Genomic DNA, 17,972 nt, shown 5'->3' with positions numbered 1-17,972 from the left:
GCCCGCGCCTGCCGCTCTCGAAGCGGCAATAAGGTTAGTTGCCTGCGGACGACCACCCGCCGTGGTGATTGTCGGAGGAGCGATATGAGGGTCTGATGTTTCTTTCGGAACGTTCTGGGGTGAAGAAACTGGCGGATTTCGCGTTCCTCTCGGATGCGTTCCGCCAAGTGTCTGCGAGTAGCCATAGGAGATCCGTAGTAGGTTGGTTCTGCAGCCGTTGTCTAAGGTAGACGCTAGACCCGTACGCCGAATCCCCCCTCATGCATTGCCCGAGAAGTCCGCCGCTGCTCCACGCCGAATCTACCCCCCCAATGCTTGTGAGACGAGCGCGTTCGCGCTAGTCGCATCCCACCCATCGTGGGGCACCGAGCGACCCGGTCGGCAAAGCTAGTGTAAAGGTTTGGCGTCGGTGAAATAAAGCGCCAATGCTGTTTCGATAAAGCATCTTTGCGAGAGCCGCGTGCTTGCATAGAGGAAGGATGAAGCGAGGAACGCGGGCAGGATATGTGAGGGTAGCTAACCGGCAAGCCGGCCCGCTGTCCTCACTTCCCTCATTCGCGCCGCAGGCGTTCAACGGGAATCCCGCTCCGAAGGGAGAGGGCTCCGCCCAACGCGGCACGCGGGACTATCGAAGAGCATGCCGCGCCGAATGACGGCTTCATCGAAGGAAACGCATAAGGGCGCGTTTACGGCAGGTGTAACATCGTGCAGCACGCCGGGGCCCGTAGAGTGCCGCAACGCCGCGCGTGTGGGTAACATCGGGCAACCGGAAAGAACGACATGGCGGCCGGCTTCAGGCTCGCGGACACGGGCAGAACCGACCGCGATGTTCCGGCCTCAACAGGGGGAGCCACCAGGCAGGGGGCTCCCCCTGTTGTCATTCACGCTTCGATGGTGATCTTTACGTTCTCGGGCGACACACCGAAGGCTTCAGCCAAGCGGCGTTTGGCCTCCGGGATGGTCAGCGGTGCGGCCGGGGCAGCTGCCGGTGCGTCCGGCTGTACAGCCGGACGCTCTGCCAGCGGCTGGCCTTCGTCGTTACCCTCATCCTCATCTCCGTTTGCAGCATCTGCTTGCATCGTGGCGAAAGGAATGACGGCAATGGCCGGATAGTCCAGGCCGAGGCCTCCGGCGACATGGGTAGGCGTGTCGTCGTCCGACTTATACAGCGGGAGCCATACACCGCGACCGACCGGGATCGTGTGATCGGCTGCCATCCGGGCTGCATAGGTGCGGTCAAACCGCTCGCGCACCACCTTGGCATCGAACAGGTGAATGACCGCTGCGCGCGGTTGTTCCACATCATCGACCGACGCAGCGACCACCATGTCCACATCGGCCAGCGTGCTCCAGCCGTCGTCGTTCTCGTTGCGCGGGAATGCGATGGCCTGGTCCTGCGTGGTGCGGATCGAACAGAGCTTCGACGTGCCATCCCGCGTGATCCGGCGCACGCTGCCCTTCCCCAAGCCCCGCGCCTTCTCAACCTTCCAGCCATCCTTCCGCAATGCCTCTACCGCCGCTTGACGAAGGAATCCACGAATCGCCGTCTTTTCCGGTCCTTTGCTAACGTTCGTCATTTCTTTTGCTCCCGCTCTTGAGATTGTTTGGTAGAACGGAACGAAGTTTAGTGTACAAATTCACGAAGAGTCAAGAGAAACGCGAACATCCTTCAGTTCTTCGCTGTGAAGAATAAGAATTGTCAAAGAGAAATTAGAAAGGAGTCGGAGAGACGGTGCGGCGGCGCAGAGGCTGGTAAGCTATCGTTGTGCCCCAACGCCCCTCCCTTCCCGATCTGCCCGAGATTGCAGCGATGCTGGCCATCGAGCGCAAGGCGGTGCCTACTGGCGACTGGCTGGCCGAAATCAAATACGACGCGGCTACCGGATGGCGCAGCGTGGCCGCGACGTGCACGCGTGGCCGGTGGAACAGCGGAAGGACGCCCTGCGTGCGTTGCTGGCGCGCCGCCCCCGGCCTGCTGTACGTGCAGGCGTCCGATGATCCGGCCTGGCTCTACAGCCAGGCGCTAGCATTCCAGCTGGAAGGCATCGTGTGCAGGCGGCTCGGGTCACCACCTCGCGTTTAGGCAGCGGCGCGGGCTTACGTCGTCTGAGGATCAGCACGGTCGTATCCGATCAATTGGCCGCCAGCCGTCGCAGTAGTGTTTCAGCGCCCACGGATCCGCATAGAGCCGCGTCACGCCGCACCAGTCGGCGGTGGACGGTTCCAGCACCATCGCAAAGGTTCAGTAGTGACCCGCTAAAGCTTCAATGTTGAATCTATAAAGCTTCCGTGTGATGACGTTGTATTGCCGAAAGGACGAATATCGCGCTGGACCTGGGCAAGATATGTGAAGTTAGCTAACCGGCGGAGCGGTTACCTAACTTCACCCTGTCATTCGCGCCTCCGGCGCTCATGCAGAAATACTTGGAGCATGCCCCAAATGGGGGGATGGCAGAAAAATTTTAGCCGCTAAAATTTGCCGCGAACCCAGCAACGTAAGAAGAAAATGAAACAGGTGACACTGACAATTCGTTTTGAGGGCGGAGAGGCCGACAATGGCCGATTGCCTATTTACGATGCCGCTTCGGCAGAGAATGGATTGGCGAGATCTATCAACATCGTCACGCACTCCTTCGCCAACGACGAGGAAATGCGAAAGCGCGGCGATTCGGCAACTGGCGCTATTGTATATGCGAGCGCGCCACGAAAAGGGTGCTACGAGATTGAGGTTGACGTCGTATTTAGTGACGCGATTTGCAATAAGATGGGGGCAAGCGTCATTACCAATCGATATTGGGACTATTTGACATGGTGTTGGTCGTTTGCTGTTGGCAAAGAATACGAGCCCGTAACCCCTTATCTCCAGAAGCTGGTTGATAGTGAGGATGCAAAAATCGAGGAAATTGCTGATGCGCTAGAAAGTGCATTGATAAATCTCCACAAGCCTATCGCATCTGACCCCAATAATATATCTCTTGTGTTGTCCAGAAAGCATGTCGGTGACGTCATGACTTTAGACGCGGAAACAAATGAGTATGTGAACGTTCGGGACAAATCTGAGGACGACGAGTATATTTTGGGGAATGTCACCAAATTCAATATCCTCACTAATTACGGCCGTGTTTTTGATGATAAATTAAGGCGCGTGGTGTCGTTCCAGGTTATTGAGGATCCCAGTCATCGTTTGCGTTCCTTGATTACAAAATCAATGCACGAGCGCGTCAGCGGTAGATCGGGGAAGCTTCATTTTCTCGTCCGTCGCGTCGAAAATGCGGTGGGAACCGTGAAAAGATACGTTGTCTACGATATTTACGATGTGCCTGAGAACCGATAGATGAACGTTAGCCCACAGGAATACTGCACCTTTATCGGAGGAGTTTGTGCAACTCTTGCTGACTGGAAGGATTGGACGGCAATTGCGGGCACTGTCGCAACGATCATTATTGGCGTGATAGGTTTAGGTAAGGTGTTGCTTGAAATATCACGGCTTCAAGCCCAAAAACAGAAGGAGATAGATGAGCGTGATCGCGCTGCCTTATTAAAGCGGACGGAATTCTTCTTGAGCCAGCATAGAAGACTTTTTGATACGCCAGACCTATTCGAGGTCCTTTGTTTGATCGATGGCGTAGATTCTCATAAGTTGGCCGAGAACAACATGTGGGATAAGAAGCGGAAATTCCTGACTTTCTTTGAAGAAATGGCGCTGCTAGCGAACAATAAGATGCTCGATGAACATGTGGCCGACTACATGTTCAGCTACTATGCAAAGACTGCGTGGGAGAGTGATTCCTTCCGCGAAGGGATTGATCCGTCTGCCGAGCACTGGGGCTTATTGTTCGACTACCTAAAGCAAGCCGAGTCGAGGCGCAATTCGTCTACTTGCCCTGCCCCGAGGAATTTGAAGCTATAGGACGCCAGAATTTGGAGGTGCTTTAATGATTGAAGCACCAACAAACGTCATTTTCCTCTGTTTCCCCCGACTTAACGGCTGTCTCTACGTGCAAGATAGTGCCGCCGCTCGTTACGCAGTCACGATGACTTTTTAGAGCCTGCCCGCTTCAACGGAGACCCGAGAAACGACCCACGGTGTCACACCGCCGGGCGCCGCTATCGCAGGGTTAAAGAGAGCCAGGTTAATCCCATCACTCATCGAGCTTCGATACACCACGCCATTCCAACCAGCCTTCTTTATAAACTCGCAAAGATACTGACTCGGTACATACTCGACCGCTGCGCCTTGCGGAACCACCGGCCGAGTCAACTCATCACCAAGCCGCTCGAGGAAGGCGATATCACTGCGAAGTGCCCCAATCCGATCCTCGTCACCGATTTCGAATGGAGAGATGCGCTCTTTCGGGGCACGCAAGTCAACAAGACGCAACCGGGCAGGATCGATCGAAAAATCTGCCACGGACACATACTCCCCCGTATGGGGTCTGATCTCCGCGATAGCCGTTGCTGGCGAAGACCCGACGTAAAGGTATGGTATTCCAGGCGGATTTGCTCGTCCGTGCGATGCCACTCGACTCGGAGGTGCGCCCATTTCACCGATGGCGAACATTGATTCACTTGGTTGGATGCGAGCCCTATACCACTTAAGCGGCATATTCTCGGCCTGCAGAAATTCAAGGAGTTCCTCCAGGCGGCCCTTATCCAACTGGGCCTCGGGAAAATATCGGTTGGTATTTCTCAGCTCGTCCCGAAGCTTCTCCCACCGTACAAGCCTATCACTTCTAAATCTATCGGATGGGACAAAGGTGCGGCGCCCAATATCTGCGATTCCTGTAATTGCTGCTAACAAATCCTTGGCGCGAAAATCATCCATACGAGGATGGCGAAAAATCGCCCAGTCTCCGCGCATCCACTCGACCAGACCCTTTCCCGCAGGATCCTCGTCGTATATGTTAATTACGGCTGAAAATATATCGACCAGACTGGCTGGTATGGCCAGAGGCGTGTCATCCGTGTCGCAATAACTACATTTTCCATTGACGTCAGCCTTCGATGGAAATATTCGAGTAAGCCCAAGATCGCCAAAGCAATTTGCGCAACAACGCATTTCTTTCACCGGCCAAGGTAGTTTGCTAGTGTCTCAATATGATGTTGCATTGAGAGCTTCTTGACATACCCCAAGCCTGGATAATGGCCTTTGCGATGAAATTCGCGAAATTCCTGAACGGCTAGTGTCTCTAAAACGGGGCTGTCCGGGCGGTCCAACTCGATGATCATCGCTCGAAGCGCCTCGGCAAATTTGCCCGCAGGATCAGTCGGTGTATCCTGCCGCTCCGATAGGAAGTGATGTACAAACATCGCATCATCATTATTCGAATCTATGAAGGTAAGGTGAATCGCGATTGCATATGCAGGGCCACCACCTTCCGAAAAATCATCTCCAACGGTTAGATAATCACCAAATCCGCTCATACCTTCTTCTTCGTACGTGACGTGAAGATCTGAGAAAAACTCAACTGGTGGATGATCTCTATTTCGTCGCTTTTGAAAGCCGTCCCTAACGAGAATTCGTTGTTCACTACGGAAATTCCGACGATACAGCCTACCCGATTGGTCATCTAGGAAGACATGCCGTATCTCACCAGCCCTGCGACCTAGACGCTCCGCGAGTTGCGCCCCATCGGTAAATCCAGCATGAATCAATGTCGGAGCGGCTTGCGCGTGAATCTCAAAGCAACGGAGCGCATCATCGATCGTTGTTTGTTCCTTCAGCAGGATGCCAGGTGAAATTCCAACATTATCTACGTACTGATCTTGCAGAAGTGCAGTAATCCCATCCCCGCCTCCGGCATGTTCTCCGTGGTGAGGATTGACAATAACAATCGCTTGGCCTCGTTTTTCGCAAACTGCGGCAAGTGCACGGTCCAAACCTGTTAGTGCCTCTCGTACAGGCTCTATAATTGGGATGAAGCCCGACACGGAGAGAAGCTCAGCGTTCTCTCTGATTGTGATGAGCTCGTACTGCTTTCCACGAAAATAGGGATGGTACATTCTCTATTATAGCCAGCCAAGTGCTCGTTCTAAGGGAGTATTAATCGCGCTAATCAAATTCCCATGCAGTTTTCTAGGCAAACTCACAGTTAGTGCCGCAGCATGCAGAGAACTCGGCAGCTTATCTACTAAATCGCCGAGCGATACTAGGCTGCGCGACACCTTCAAAACCTCTACCATTTGGCTGTGCGTCGCCGCTGGTTCCAAACGCGCGAATTCGGCTCGAATCGCGGAATGCATCTGTGTGTTCGGCACCGCAGGAATCTCAATGCCAAGATTTCGCAAAATTTGTTTCGCTTCGCTGATGCGAAGCGACTCGAAGAGGGTAACCGGGCAAATTCTGCGTGGATCGTTTTGAGGCTTCCTAACAGTGGTGATTCTATGCCGCCGTCCCAGCGCTAGCACCCCAACATCGGGGGGGGAAAGCTGTAGGATCCGATCAATATATTCCTCAGATGCAATCACGCATACTTGCGCAAACACCCGGCGATACGCTTCCAGTTGATTCTCTAGCCGCTTTAGCGAGTCACGTTCCGATTTAATTTCGTACACCGTGGCCGTGCCGTTGAGTATGACCAAGTCAGCCCGAGACAAACCGACTCGAAACTCGGTCAACATTGATGCTGTATTCAACGAGTGCGTGCCCAACAGCACCTTGTGTGTCAGCGCAGCTTTATAGATGTACTCGTCACGATTTCCGACGGCCCGCAGAAACGAAAAAACTGCATCGAACGCATCAGCTACGCGCAATTTGCGATCCACCATTCCCTGCACGCCCGCTTCTTTGACCAGGCGGGCAAACAGGGCTGACTCCCCCTTCTTTGACATCTCTTTGATGACAGCGGTAGAAAATAGGCGAGATGCCGCAGAAAGCTGAATCTCTGTCGGTGTCACGGGGCGTTCCTTACCATTTCAATCTTTCCAACAGTTGCGGTGGGTTGGGTCAAAATTTCTCTTTTTATACAAGCACTTGCGATAGACGCGAGCCCGAACGCTTAGCAGATTCTAGGCGGGTTCGCGCCCAATGTCACGGCAACGCTACTTCGCAACGGAGGCGGAAGCTGGCCCAGCTCTCCAGGGCGTCCTTCACGCCAATTTTTTGGCCAAATCTTCCGCACGTGGATGGTAGTACCGCATTAGCATGCGCGGATCCTTATGGCCAGTGATCTTTGTCAACTCGTGCAAGGGGAAGATCGATGCCAAGCGCGACGTTGCCTCGTGACGCAGGTCGTGAAACCGAAGATCGGTCAAGAATTTGGCGTCTACTGCTTTGTTCTTCACTTGGCACTCGCCAAGATACAGCTTACGCGCACGTGCAACTGCGCGCTCGAACGCTCTGGTGACCGCATCGCTTCGTATCGGGAAGACCAATTCCTTCGGCGCTGTTTCTCCGTTCCTTTTCATCTCTTGGAGGCGCATTAAGACGTCGATGGCGAGGGACGAAAGTGGCACGTCGCGAGAGCTGCCGTTCTTGGTGGCGGGAAGATGGGCGACGCGCCTTACCAGGTCGACGTGCTCCCACTTCAGACCCACAATCTCCCCCCGACGCATCGCTGTCTCGACAGCGAGCCTCATGATTGACGGGAGCTGCGAGGACTCACTCGCCTCAATCACGCGCTCGAGTTCACTATCGTCCGTTCTTCGCTCTGCGTCCGCCTCGGTAATGTTGTCCGCGCCTGAGATTGGCGCATACGCTACGATCCGCCTCGTGCGGGCATTGTTGGGCTGCGGCTTGCGAACCAAATCCACCGGATTGGACAGGCTCTCCATCCCCCATTCCTTTCGTGCAATGTTGAATAGATGGGATAACACCGCCAGTCTTCGAAGGACTGTGGCTGGCTTGTAGAGCTTTAGCCATCCGTCGCGGACAGAAGCGATGTCAGCGCTCCGGACGGACGCTAGCCTTCTGCACGAGATTTCTAGTTCCTTCCAAGTTCGTATGACAGATCGTTCGGGTTCCGCGCCCTTCTTGCCAGGAAGAATCTCTTGCTCATAGCGCTCAAGGGCCTCATGCAGCGTAGTCGCTTCGGCTTCGGCACGGCTGGTCCAGACTCCGCGTGCCATCTCGGACTCAATGACCGCAGCCCATGCCTCAGCTTCCGCCTTAGTGCCAAACGTTTTACTTTGCGCGGGAAAGCCCTTACGGCGGATCTGAGCCTCCCACTGATAGGCGCCGCGCTTGCGAATTGTTGCCATGCTGTAGAGCGTCTTTGCTGTCAGTGTGGCAAGATTGTGGCAAATAAAGCAATATGGCGCTAGAACCCTTATTTTTCAAAGGGAGGTTTTTGGATTCGCAATGCAGAGGTCGGGAGTTCGATCCTCCTTCGGTCCACCAGAATTTCTTGAAAAACAACGCACTACGTCGAAAGATGTCGTGCGTTGTTTTGCTTTGGGGGCCGGGTAATCCATCTCCGGGAGCCATACCTTGAATCGACTTTCGCCGCGCGGCGATTTCGAACACCTGCGCCCTGGCATAACGGCGAAACCGATGTAGTTGCGGGGAATGGGACGGCTCCGCGTCTTCCAGGAAATGCTACCGTTCCACCTGTCGCCCACCTTCCGTCTTCATCCATGCGCGAACCGCACGTCGCCCCCGCCATTGGCGCCGATACCCTTGATGCCGAAGCCCGCCATCTGGCCGGGCGGCGGTCCACGCTGGTCAGCGTTTTCGTCAATATCGGCCTGACGATTGCCCAGGGCGCCATCGGCATCATCGCCGGTTCCCAGGCGTTGGTTGCCGATTCGCTCCATTCGCTGTCCGACCTCGTTTCCGATTTCGTTGTGCTGTTTGCCGGCCATCACAGCCGCAAGGGGGCCGATGCCGACCATCCGTACGGGCATCAGCGGTTCGAGACGGCGGCTTCGCTGGCGCTGGGCGCGCTGCTGCTGGCGGTAGGCGTGGGCATGCTGTGGGCCGCGGTTGGCAAGATCCAGCATCCGGAAGGGGCGCAGCCGGTGCAGACGGTGGCGTTGTGGGTGGCGCTGGGTGCGCTGGCCGCCAAGGAGGGGCTATTCCGTTACATGTTGCGGGTGGCGGAGCGCGTCAGGTCGAGCATGCTGGTAGCGAATGCGTGGCATGCGCGGTCCGATGCTGCGTCGTCACTGGTGGTGGCGCTGGGCATTGGTGGCAACCTGCTTGGGTATCACGTGCTCGATCCGGTGGCGGCCATCGTGGTGGGGTTGATGGTGTCGCGCATGGGCCTGCGATTTGGCTGGGATGCGATGAACGACCTGATGGACCGCGCCGCCGACGAGGACGTGGTCACCAGTCTGCGCGACGCGATGCTGGATACGCCCGGCGTGCTTGGGCTGCATGACCTCAAGACGCGCAAGATGGGGGACATGATCCTGGTCGACGTGCATCTGGAGATCCAGGCGGACCTGACGGTCGAGCAGGGGCACGCGATTGCCACCGAGGCGCGCCGCCGGGCGATGGATCGCGACGACGTGCTGAATGTCATGACGCACGTGGACCCGGTCAGGGTGCCACGCACCGAGCCGGCGCCGGCCGAGTCAGCGTAGGTCGCTGCGCCGGTACAGGCTCAGGCCCACGGCCAGGAACGCCAGCATGCCGGCGCAACCCCGGTTGATCCATTGCACCGCGCGCGCCGACAGGGTCCGGACGGCGTGGCGGCCGCCGAAGGCGTAGATCGCCATCATCACGATATCCATCAGCGCCGCGATCACGGCCAGGATCACGTACTGGATAGCCACCGGCTTGTCCGCGTGGACGAACTGCGGCACGAAGGCCGAGGTGAACAGGATGGTCTTGGGGTTCGACAATGCCACGAACAGCGCCCGCAGGAAGGCCGCGCGCCCGCTGGCCGAGGTGGCGTCCGAGGTGGCAATCAGTTCCCGCGTGGGGGCCCGCCACATCGAGACCGCCAGATAGAGCAGGTAGGCCGCGCCGATCCACTTGATGGTGGTAAACAGGTGCTCGGATGCCTGCAACACGGCGCCAAGCCCGCAGCCCACGGCGCCAATCAGGATCAGGTCGGCCAGCGCGGCGCCGGCGATGCCGCACGCGGCCACGCGCATCGGACGGGTGGCGCCGTTGCTCAGGGCCAGCAACATCGTCGGCCCGGGCGTAACCATGACCGCGGCCACGGCAATCAGGTACAGAAACAGGGTTGTGCTGTCCATCGAAGTGCTCCGGCGGCTGCGCATTGGCGAGGCGCCAGTGTGAGCCGATTCGCGCCGATATGCACGCGCTTCCTGTGGACAACTACGTGAACAAGTCTGTGGGCTGGTGTGGGGGCGACCTGTGGGACGGCTGTGGGACGTATACGTACAACATGACGCGTATACGTCGGCGGCAGCGCGCCGCACCGCAATTACCCACGGCCATCCACGTATACGCCGCGCGGTTTCCCAAAGGGTTATCTGTTTGATAACACCATGATCGGAAAGGGAAAAACAGGGTTATCCACGTCCGGGGCCTAGTGTTAACCATTACTACTACTATTTATGTATACGTAAACAATACCGGTATACGTATACGGACCATTGTGCGAAGCGCGCCGATGACAGCTTCCACGGACGTTGCGCTATCGCAATACCCCTCCACAGCGTGTGCCAGCCGGCAGGAGCCCCAACCTAGAATGTCGGCTTCCCTGCACTGCGCGCCGCAATGTCCCGATGAACCGTCCTGCGTCCGATATCCAGCCCATTTCGTTGCAGTGGGCACTGGCCCTGACCTTCGTTGCCTGGTTCGTGGAACTGATGGTGGCAACGTTGCTGCGGCCGATGCTGGTCCGCAGTGGCCTGGAGGTATCGGCGGCGGCATCGCTGGTCCGCATCCTGGCATGCGGCATCGTGTTCAGCATGTTGCTGCACCAGAGCGGACTGACCTATCGGCGGCTGTTCCACGATAGCCGGGCAAGTGCAGTCGCCACCGTTGGTCTGCTGGGACTGCCCATCCTGATGACCGTGCCGCTGATCGTGCTGCTCGACGGCGTGATGATGACGCTGCTTGAAAAGGTGTTCCCGCTGTCGGCCAGCGAGGTGGCGATGTTCGAGTCGATGACCGGCGGGCTGGGCAACTGGGTGCTGTCCTGTACCATCGCGCCGATGGTCGAGGAGATGTTCTTCCGCGGCATCCTGCTGCGCGGCATGCTCAAGCGCTATGCCACGGCCGATGCCATCGTCTACTCGGCATTTGTCTTCGGCCTGATGCACCTGAACGTCTACCAGTTCGTGATTGCCTTTGCCGTGGGCATCCTGGCCGCCGCGTTCTACGTGCGCACCGGTTCGCTGTGGCCCGGCATCGTGCTGCACGCCGGCATCAATACGACGATTACCGTGATGAGCGAGGCCGGCACCGACGCCGGTGCCGGGTATTCGTTGTGGACATGGGGCCTGGCCGCGGCCGCTGGCCTGGTCGGTGCGGTGGCGTTGCGCCGGATGCTGTGGGGGCCGGCGGCCGACGGACAGCAGGCCGGCGCGGACAAAGTGGACAAGGCGGACCCGGAGGGCCCGCCGCCCGATGCAGCTTGATCGCGCGAATACCGCGTAACGTGATCCGCTGCTAGCGCGGCACCTTGAACGCCTTGCGCGCGCGCAGCGCCGCGGTGCGTGTCGAGCAGCCGTCCATATGGTCGTTGACCAGCCCCATGGCCTGCATCAGCGCGTACATCGTGGTCGGGCCGACGAACTTCCAGCCGCGCTTCTTGAGATCCTTCGACAAAGCTGTCGATTCCGGGCTGATCGCCATCGTGCGCAGCACTTCGGGCGTCAGTGTCTTGGGCCGGCTTTTCGGGTCGGGTTCGAACTTCCAGAAATAGGCGGCCAGCGACGGCTCGGTCTTCAGCAGTTCCTGCGCGCACTTCGCATTGTGGATGGCGGCCTCGATCTTGCCGCGATGGCGCACGATGCCGGCGTCGCCCAGCAGCCGCTCCACGTCGCGCTCGGTAAAGCGCGCCACCTTGTCGATCTCGAAATTGGCAAAGGCCTTGCGGAACGCCTCGCGCTTGCGCAGGATGGTCAGCCAGCTGAGGCCGGACTGGAAGCCCTCCAGGCACAGCTTCTCGAACAGGCGCCGGTCGTCGTCCACCGGAAAGCCCCACTCGTTGTCGTGATAGTGGCAGTAGTCCTCCAGATCACCACACCAGCCGCAGCGTACCTGGGTCTGCGGCGCGGACTTCGTCGTCATTCGCCTTCGCTCCTTTGTCGATGGCGCGCATCGGCGCCGCAGCGATCATGCGCCCGGAACGCCACGCCGTAAAGACCGTAACCGGCTGCTTCCGGACATCCAACTGACAAACCGGGGCCAGGGTCGCGGGCACAAAAAAGGCGGGCACAAAAAAGCCAACCCGGAGGTTGGCTTTCGTGCGGCGGCAGGCTGGCAGGTCAGTCCAGCTTCTTGCCCGTACGGTCGTGCATGAACACCAGTGCCACGAAGCTGATGGCGGCGGCGGCAATCACGTAGAAGGCCGGGGCCAGCTTGTTGTGGGTGGACTCGATCAGCCACGTCACGATCAGCGGGGCGAAGCCGCCGAAGATCGTCACGGCGAAGTTATAGGCCAGCGACAGCCCGGTGGAGCGAACCTCGGTCGGGAACTGCTCGGCCAGCACGGCTGGCGCCGGGCCCGTGAAGGCGGCCAGCAGGATGCCCAGCACGATCTGCACCTGCAGCAGCGTGGCGGTGGTGGGCGACACGTTGAGCCAGTGGAACAGCGGATAGGCCAGCACCAGGATGGCCAGCGCCACCACGCTCAGCATGCGCTTGCGGCCCACGCGGTCGGACAGCATGCCCATCAGCGGGCACAGCACCAGGATGATGGCGCCGCAGATGGCCGTGGACTGGAACGTGGCGCCCAGCGGCAGGCCCAACTGCTGCTTGGCGTACGACGGCATGTAGAACACCAGCACATAGGTGCAGACCGTCCACAGGATGGTCACGCCCAGGCCGGCCAGCACTTCGCGCGGATGGTCGCGCAGCACCTGCGACAACGGCGAGAACTTCACGTTGTTGGCGCGGCGCTCGGCCTGGCGCTGCTCGAACTCGGGCGGTTCCTCCAGGTGCGAGCGGATATACATGCCCACCGGGCCGATCAGCAGGCCGAACAGGAACGGAATGCGCCAGCCCCAGGCGTCGATCTGGGCCTGGTCCAGGCCGTTCGTGACCAGCGCGCCCATGGCGGCGCCCAGCATGAACGAAATCCCCTGGCTGGCCTGCTGCCAGCTGGCGTAGGCGCCGCGCTCCTCGTCGGGCGCATGCTCGATCAGGAACGCCGTGGCGCCGCCGACTTCACCGCCAGCCGAAAAGCCCTGGATCAGGCGTGCCAGCACGATCAGCGCCGGGGCCCACAGGCCGATCGACTCATAGGTAGGGGCCAGGCCGATGATGGCCGTGCCGAGTGCCATCAGCAGGATGGTCAGCGTCAGCGCTGCCTTGCGGCCCACGCGGTCGGCGTAGACGCCCAGCACGATGGCGCCTACGGGACGCATGAAGAAGCCCACGCCGAACGTGGCCACGGTCAGCAGGAACGATGTCAGGTCGTTGCCGGTGGGGAAGAACAGCTTGGCGATGATGACCGCGAAGAAGCTGTAGACGGTGAAATCGAACCATTCCAGGCCGTTGCCGATGGTCGCGGCGATGATCGCGCGTCGTCGGGTGGCTTTGGACAGGTCGTTGGCGGATGCTGCGGTAACGGACATGAGGCTGGCTACAACGATGAAAGAACCGGTGGATGCCCCCGCCAGTGTGCCCCGGCGGTGACGCAAGCCAGCATCTTAAGCGATTCCTTACATCAATTTGTCATACGTGCGTTCAGGGGAAGGTCGTCGATGCGTCACCTGATAGCCGTGATCCCCGGCAGTGACACGCTATCCGGCGCCGTGCCCGTGATGGTTGGGCGTGCGTGGCGTCTGGGTGGGGGCCGCCAGATCGAGCGGGGTCACGTCCCGTGCCAATGCCGGACGCTTGCGCGTGAACCACAGCCAGGCGGCGCTTGCCAGCCAGCCGATGACGAACACGGTGTCGCCAGCGTGGTTGAGCAGGGCGGGCGCGGAGGGGGTGCCGAACACGTCGGCCAGCATGTCGGCCGGCAGGCGCGCGATGATCCATAGCAACACGGCCGGGCCGCTGCCGTAAACGCCGGGCTGCCACCACAACGCGTGGGGCAGGGCGTGCAGGGGATCGAATCGCTTGGACACGGGCTTTCTCCGGCGGACGCGTGAGTCGCATCTCTGGAGGTCATCATAGGCCGATTCATGTTACGGCCGCTGTCGGTGTTAAGGGAAATCGCGCGGAGTGTGTGCGGTATCCAACGCCCAGCACGCGCGGCGCGCCCGTCCTTCAAGTTTTTTGCAGGACTTGTCCGCAAAAGCCATGCGTCACGGCGTGACATCTTTGCCAGACTGCATCCATTGGATCAATCCGCTGAACGGCCCTACGCCATGACCACCCTGTTGCCCGCCATCTATGTGTCACACGGATCGCCGATGCTGGCGATCGACCCCGGCCCCACCGGCGCCGCGTTCGACGCACTGGGCGCCCGTCTGCGCGCGCTCAAGCCCAAGGCCGTGCTGGTGATTTCCGCGCACTGGATCTACAGCACGCTGGCCGTCAGCACGCGTACCCGGCAAGAAGCCTGGCACGACTTCGGCGGCTTTCCGCGCGAACTGTACGCGCTGCGCTATGACGCCCCGGGCTCGCCCGACCTGGCCGCACGCGTGAAGTCGCTGATCGAGGCCGCCGCCATTCCGGGTGCCGGTTTCGTGGCGGAAGACGAAGACCGTCCGCTCGACCACGGCGCCTGGATGCCGCTGCGCCACTTTTTCCCCGATGCCGATGTGCCGGTGGTGCAACTGGCCTTCAACCCGTACCTGAGCCCCGCCACGCAGATCGAGATTGGCCGCGCGCTGGCGCCGCTGCGCGCGGAAGGTGTGCTGGTAATCGGTTCGGGCAGCTTTACCCATAACCTGCAGGAAGTGTTCGGCGGCGGCGCGCGCAAGGCCCAGCATGGCCCGGAGACCGAGCCCTATGTGGACGCCTTCCGCGGCTGGATGGCCGACGCGCTGAACGAGGCGCTGGCTACCGGCGACGTGAGCCGGATTGCGGACTACCGTGCCCAGGCGCCGTTTGCGCGCCGCGCCCATCCGACGGACGAGCACCTGCTGCCGTTCTACGTGACGCTGGGCGCCGCCATGGGCCCGGAAGCCACGGCCGGCAAGGACGCCAGCGTGACCCGCGTGGCCGACGAGGTTACCTACGGCGTGCTGGCGATGGACACCTTCGTGTTCGATGGCATCGGTACCGGGCACGCGCCGTTGCCACTGGCGGCCTGATCCGCGCGTGATCCGCGTGTGACCCACGCGGTGATCCTTGCGGGCGCCGGTCAGGTCGTCAGGTAACGCCGCGCCGACCGCGCGCCGAACAGCGCGATATAGCCCATCGTCAGCGCCACCACGGCGATGCCGGCGCGCAGGTTTGCCAGGTGCGCCACGCCGCCGATCATCACCGGACCCAGCAACAGGCCCACATAGGCAAAGCGCGCCACGCGCGCGATGGCTTCCGCCGCGCTCACGCCGGGCAGGCGCGACGCCGCCACGAAGAAGATCGGCACCATGTTGGCGGCGCCCAGGCCCATCAGGCTGAAGCCGACCAGCACGGCCAGCGGCCAGGGTACGGCAATCGCCAGCGCGATACCGGCAAAGCCAAGCCAGGCGCTGCCGGTCAGCGTACGTGCATCGCCGAAACGGGCACGCAGGCGGTCACCGCCAAAGCGGCCGCAGGCCATGCCGCCCGAGAACGCCGCGTAGCCAAAGCTGATCCATGCCAGCGGTGCATCGGCCACCTCGCGCATATAGACGGTGGTCCAGTCGTACATCGCGCCTTCGCCCACCAGCCCCAGGAACGCCATCAGGCCCAGCAGCCACAGCCCGCGCGTGGCGTGTTCCCTGTGATGGTCGGCCGTGGGCAGCACGGGATGGTCGGCCAGCAGGCCCCGATGCGTGCCGAGTGCCACGGCGGCCGTCATGGCCGCGATCAGCGCGGTATGCACCAGCGGCGGCACGTGCAGGCTCAGCATCAGTCCGCCGAATGCCGCACCGATCATGCCGCCCAGGCTGAACATGCCGTGCAGTGCCGACATGACGGGCCGCGTGCTGCGGCTGGCCTCGACGGTGGCGGCCTGCGCGTTCATGCCGACATCGAACATCGCATTTGCCATGCCGAAGACCAGCAGCGTGGGCAGCAGCAGCGCGAAGCTGGGCATGGCAAGGATCAGCAGCGTCATGCAGGCAAACGCGACGCCGCCGAGCATCGATGCCCGCGCGCTGCCCATCTTGCCCACCCAGCGCCCCACCGGCCCCATGACCAGGATCGCACCGCCGGCCACGGCCAGCATGGCGAGCGACAGCATCGCGTCGGACAATCCGAAGCGGGCCTTGATGGTGGGAATATGGACCCCCCAGGTGGCAAACGTGGCGCCGTTGGCAAAGAACAGCGCCATGGTGCCGCGCGTGGCGCGGGAGACGGCCGACGGGGAGGGGGCGGGAATGGAAACGGGAGGCGAAGTGGTTTCGATCGAGTAATCGGACATCAGGACAACCGGATACAGCCGGTAAAACAAGACAACAAGTCGGAAGCAATCAGGCGGGCGCTGCGCCGGGGCGCAGCAGGCCGCGCTGGTGCAGCGCAAACGCGAACGCGCCGAGCGCGCCCACGGCCAATGCCACCATGACCCACAGCATCAGCCAGTAGCCGCCAGCCACGCGCCAGAGCAGGGCGCCAATCCATGGCGCGGCCGCCTGCATGAGCAACACCGGCGTCATCATTAACCCGTTCAGCGTTGCATAGTGATGACGCGAGATCAATTCGGGCATCGCCATCGCGCGCAGCATGGTGTTGACGCCATTTGCGCAGCCATAGCCGACGGCCGCCAGCATCAGCCAGTAGCCGTCGCCAAGCGTCAGGCACAGCAGGCCCAGGCTCATGACGATATATACCGGCATCGACAGCCGTACCGGATGATCGATGGGCAGCCGCGCCATGGCCAGGCGGCCCGCCACCTGTGCCGGCCCGATCAGCGCCGCGACGATCAGTTGCTGGCCTACCGGCATGCCCTTCTCGGTCAGCATCGGAATCAGGTGGGCGCCCAGCAGCGAAGCAATCACGGCGGTGGCCGTGAAGGCCATCACCACGGCCCAGAACACCGGCTGGCGCAGCGTGGTGCGTGTGATGCTGGGCGAGGCGGTGCCAGCCAGCGGCGTGCCGGTATGGGCGCCGGTGTGTGCATAGCTCGGGTGCACCGCGTAGCGCAGCCTGGCGTGGAGCGGGGCGCAGACGAACAGGTTCAGCGCCGCGAAGATGACCAGGGTTTCGCGCCAGCCCAGATGCAGCACCAGCCACTGGCCAATCGGGATGAAGATGGTGCTGGCGAAGCCGGCAAACAGTGTCACCTGGACGATGGGCTTCTGGTAACCGTCGCCGAACGCCTGCCGCAGCACCACGAACGCTGGCTCGTAGAGCGTGGACGCCATGGCAAGCCCCAGTGGAATCCACATCAGCAGGAACAACGTTGGCGACGGACACCAGGCCCACAGCAGCAGTCCGATGGCGGCCAGCACCGACCCGATCCCCATGACCTTGCGCGCCGGCACGCGGTCGAGCAGCCGGCCCACCGCAAACGAGCACATCGCCCATACCAGCAGCCCGAGCGAGAATCCGCCGGCCAGGAACGGCTTGCCGTAGCCCAGCGTGTCATGCATCGGGCCGATGAAGACGGTGAACGTGAAGTAGAGCGTGCCCCAGCTGATGATCTCGGTGATGCCGAGCGTCCAGACGATCTGGCGGGGCGAGAGCGGGGCCGGCGGCGCGGCAGTCGGTGCTGCGGAGGATTCGGGGGCGGCGGAAGCGGTCATGGCGCGCCCGGCGCAATTGGGGGGCGCCGGTGGCGATGCGGTCAGTGGAGCAGAAATTGTATCGGCGCCGCCGCTGGTGAGGGAAGGCGCACGCCGGGGGG

At 60.8% G+C, this 17,972-nt stretch carries 17 protein-coding genes; 6 read left to right on the top strand and 11 right to left on the bottom strand.

Annotated features, from left to right (window positions below; all coding sequences use genetic code 11):
- Positions 1–881: 881 nt before the first annotated feature.
- Complete coding sequence (locus A9J21_RS14285; protein WP_066736660.1) at positions 882–1,577, bottom strand: hypothetical protein; 696 nt, start codon at positions 1,575–1,577, stop codon at positions 882–884.
- A 188-nt stretch (positions 1,578–1,765) separates the two neighbouring features.
- Between A9J21_RS14285 and A9J21_RS14280 the strand changes: the two genes are divergently transcribed.
- The 3 genes from A9J21_RS14280 (at position 1,766) to A9J21_RS14270 (ending at position 3,910) form a co-directional block, all read left to right on the top strand.
- Entirely contained in the window at positions 1,766–2,083 is a 318-nt protein-coding gene (locus A9J21_RS14280; protein ID WP_156545892.1) for a hypothetical protein, read from the top strand.
- Between the two features lie 423 nt (positions 2,084–2,506).
- The gene (locus A9J21_RS14275; RefSeq protein ID WP_066736658.1) at positions 2,507–3,334 is read left to right on the top strand and encodes a hypothetical protein; all 828 of its coding nucleotides are present in this window, start codon (positions 2,507–2,509) and stop codon (positions 3,332–3,334) included.
- Complete coding sequence (locus tag A9J21_RS14270; protein ID WP_066736655.1) at positions 3,335–3,910, top strand: hypothetical protein; 576 nt, start codon at positions 3,335–3,337, stop codon at positions 3,908–3,910.
- 132 nt (positions 3,911–4,042) lie between these two features.
- On the opposite strand, the gene A9J21_RS31005 is transcribed toward A9J21_RS14270, so the two are convergent.
- The 4 genes from A9J21_RS31005 to A9J21_RS14255 form a co-directional block, all read right to left on the bottom strand.
- The gene (locus A9J21_RS31005) at positions 4,043–5,059 is read right to left on the bottom strand and encodes an RES family NAD+ phosphorylase (protein ID WP_082926423.1); all 1,017 of its coding nucleotides are present in this window, start codon (positions 5,057–5,059) and stop codon (positions 4,043–4,045) included.
- Positions 5,060–5,064: 5 nt separating this feature from the next.
- Entirely contained in the window at positions 5,065–6,003 is a 939-nt protein-coding gene (locus tag A9J21_RS14265) for a sce7725 family protein (protein WP_066736653.1), read from the bottom strand.
- 6 nt (positions 6,004–6,009) lie between these two features.
- The gene (locus tag A9J21_RS14260) at positions 6,010–6,897 is read right to left on the bottom strand and encodes a sce7726 family protein (protein WP_066736651.1); all 888 of its coding nucleotides are present in this window, start codon (positions 6,895–6,897) and stop codon (positions 6,010–6,012) included.
- A 192-nt stretch (positions 6,898–7,089) separates the two neighbouring features.
- Positions 7,090–8,199, bottom strand: a complete 1,110-nt coding sequence (locus A9J21_RS14255) for a site-specific integrase (protein ID WP_066736649.1) — start codon at positions 8,197–8,199, stop codon at positions 7,090–7,092.
- A gap of 375 nt (positions 8,200–8,574) precedes the next feature.
- Between A9J21_RS14255 and A9J21_RS14250 the strand changes: the two genes are divergently transcribed.
- Positions 8,575–9,525 (top strand): cation diffusion facilitator family transporter, encoded by a 951-nt coding sequence (locus tag A9J21_RS14250; RefSeq protein ID WP_066736647.1) that lies wholly within the window; start codon positions 8,575–8,577, stop codon positions 9,523–9,525.
- On the opposite strand, the gene A9J21_RS14245 is transcribed toward A9J21_RS14250, so the two are convergent.
- The gene (locus tag A9J21_RS14245; RefSeq protein WP_066736645.1) at positions 9,517–10,146 is read right to left on the bottom strand and encodes a LysE family translocator; all 630 of its coding nucleotides are present in this window, start codon (positions 10,144–10,146) and stop codon (positions 9,517–9,519) included. The genes A9J21_RS14250 and A9J21_RS14245 overlap by 9 nt on opposite strands.
- Positions 10,147–10,641: 495 nt before the next feature.
- On the opposite strand from A9J21_RS14245, the gene A9J21_RS14240 reads away from it, so the two are divergent.
- The gene (locus A9J21_RS14240) at positions 10,642–11,499 is read left to right on the top strand and encodes a CPBP family intramembrane glutamic endopeptidase (RefSeq protein WP_066736643.1); all 858 of its coding nucleotides are present in this window, start codon (positions 10,642–10,644) and stop codon (positions 11,497–11,499) included.
- 31 nt (positions 11,500–11,530) lie between these two features.
- Here the strand turns inward: A9J21_RS14240 and A9J21_RS14235 are convergent, their stop codons facing one another.
- From A9J21_RS14235 to A9J21_RS14225, 3 genes are all read right to left on the bottom strand, one after another.
- A complete protein-coding gene (locus tag A9J21_RS14235; protein ID WP_066736641.1) occupies positions 11,531–12,154 on the bottom strand; it encodes a DNA-3-methyladenine glycosylase I in 624 nt (207 codons plus the stop codon).
- Between the two features lie 197 nt (positions 12,155–12,351).
- Positions 12,352–13,662 carry an MFS transporter gene (locus A9J21_RS14230; RefSeq protein WP_066736638.1) on the bottom strand — a complete coding sequence of 437 codons (1,311 nt, stop codon included), beginning with the start codon at positions 13,660–13,662 and terminating at the stop codon, positions 12,352–12,354.
- Between the two features lie 168 nt (positions 13,663–13,830).
- The gene (locus tag A9J21_RS14225) at positions 13,831–14,118 is read right to left on the bottom strand and encodes a hypothetical protein (RefSeq protein WP_404851378.1); all 288 of its coding nucleotides are present in this window, start codon (positions 14,116–14,118) and stop codon (positions 13,831–13,833) included.
- 285 nt (positions 14,119–14,403) lie between these two features.
- Here A9J21_RS14225 and A9J21_RS14220 point away from each other — a divergent pair, with 285 nt between their 5' ends.
- Positions 14,404–15,294 carry a class III extradiol ring-cleavage dioxygenase gene (locus tag A9J21_RS14220; protein ID WP_197497505.1) on the top strand — a complete coding sequence of 297 codons (891 nt, stop codon included), beginning with the start codon at positions 14,404–14,406 and terminating at the stop codon, positions 15,292–15,294.
- A 50-nt stretch (positions 15,295–15,344) separates the two neighbouring features.
- Here A9J21_RS14220 and A9J21_RS14215 read toward each other — a convergent pair whose 3' ends face one another.
- A complete protein-coding gene (locus tag A9J21_RS14215; RefSeq protein ID WP_231906929.1) occupies positions 15,345–16,460 on the bottom strand; it encodes an MFS transporter in 1,116 nt (371 codons plus the stop codon).
- A gap of 139 nt (positions 16,461–16,599) precedes the next feature.
- Positions 16,600–17,871, bottom strand: coding sequence for an MFS transporter (locus tag A9J21_RS14210; RefSeq protein WP_066736634.1), 1,272 nt, complete (start codon positions 17,869–17,871; stop codon positions 16,600–16,602).
- Between the last annotated feature and the right edge of the window lie 101 nt (positions 17,872–17,972).

It is taken from the genome of Cupriavidus sp. D384, assembly GCF_001652915.1.
Classification (GTDB): Bacteria; Pseudomonadota; Gammaproteobacteria; order Burkholderiales; family Burkholderiaceae; genus Cupriavidus.
The sequence above is the reverse complement of the archived record's forward strand: the minus strand, read 5'-3'. Positions and strand labels throughout refer to the sequence as shown.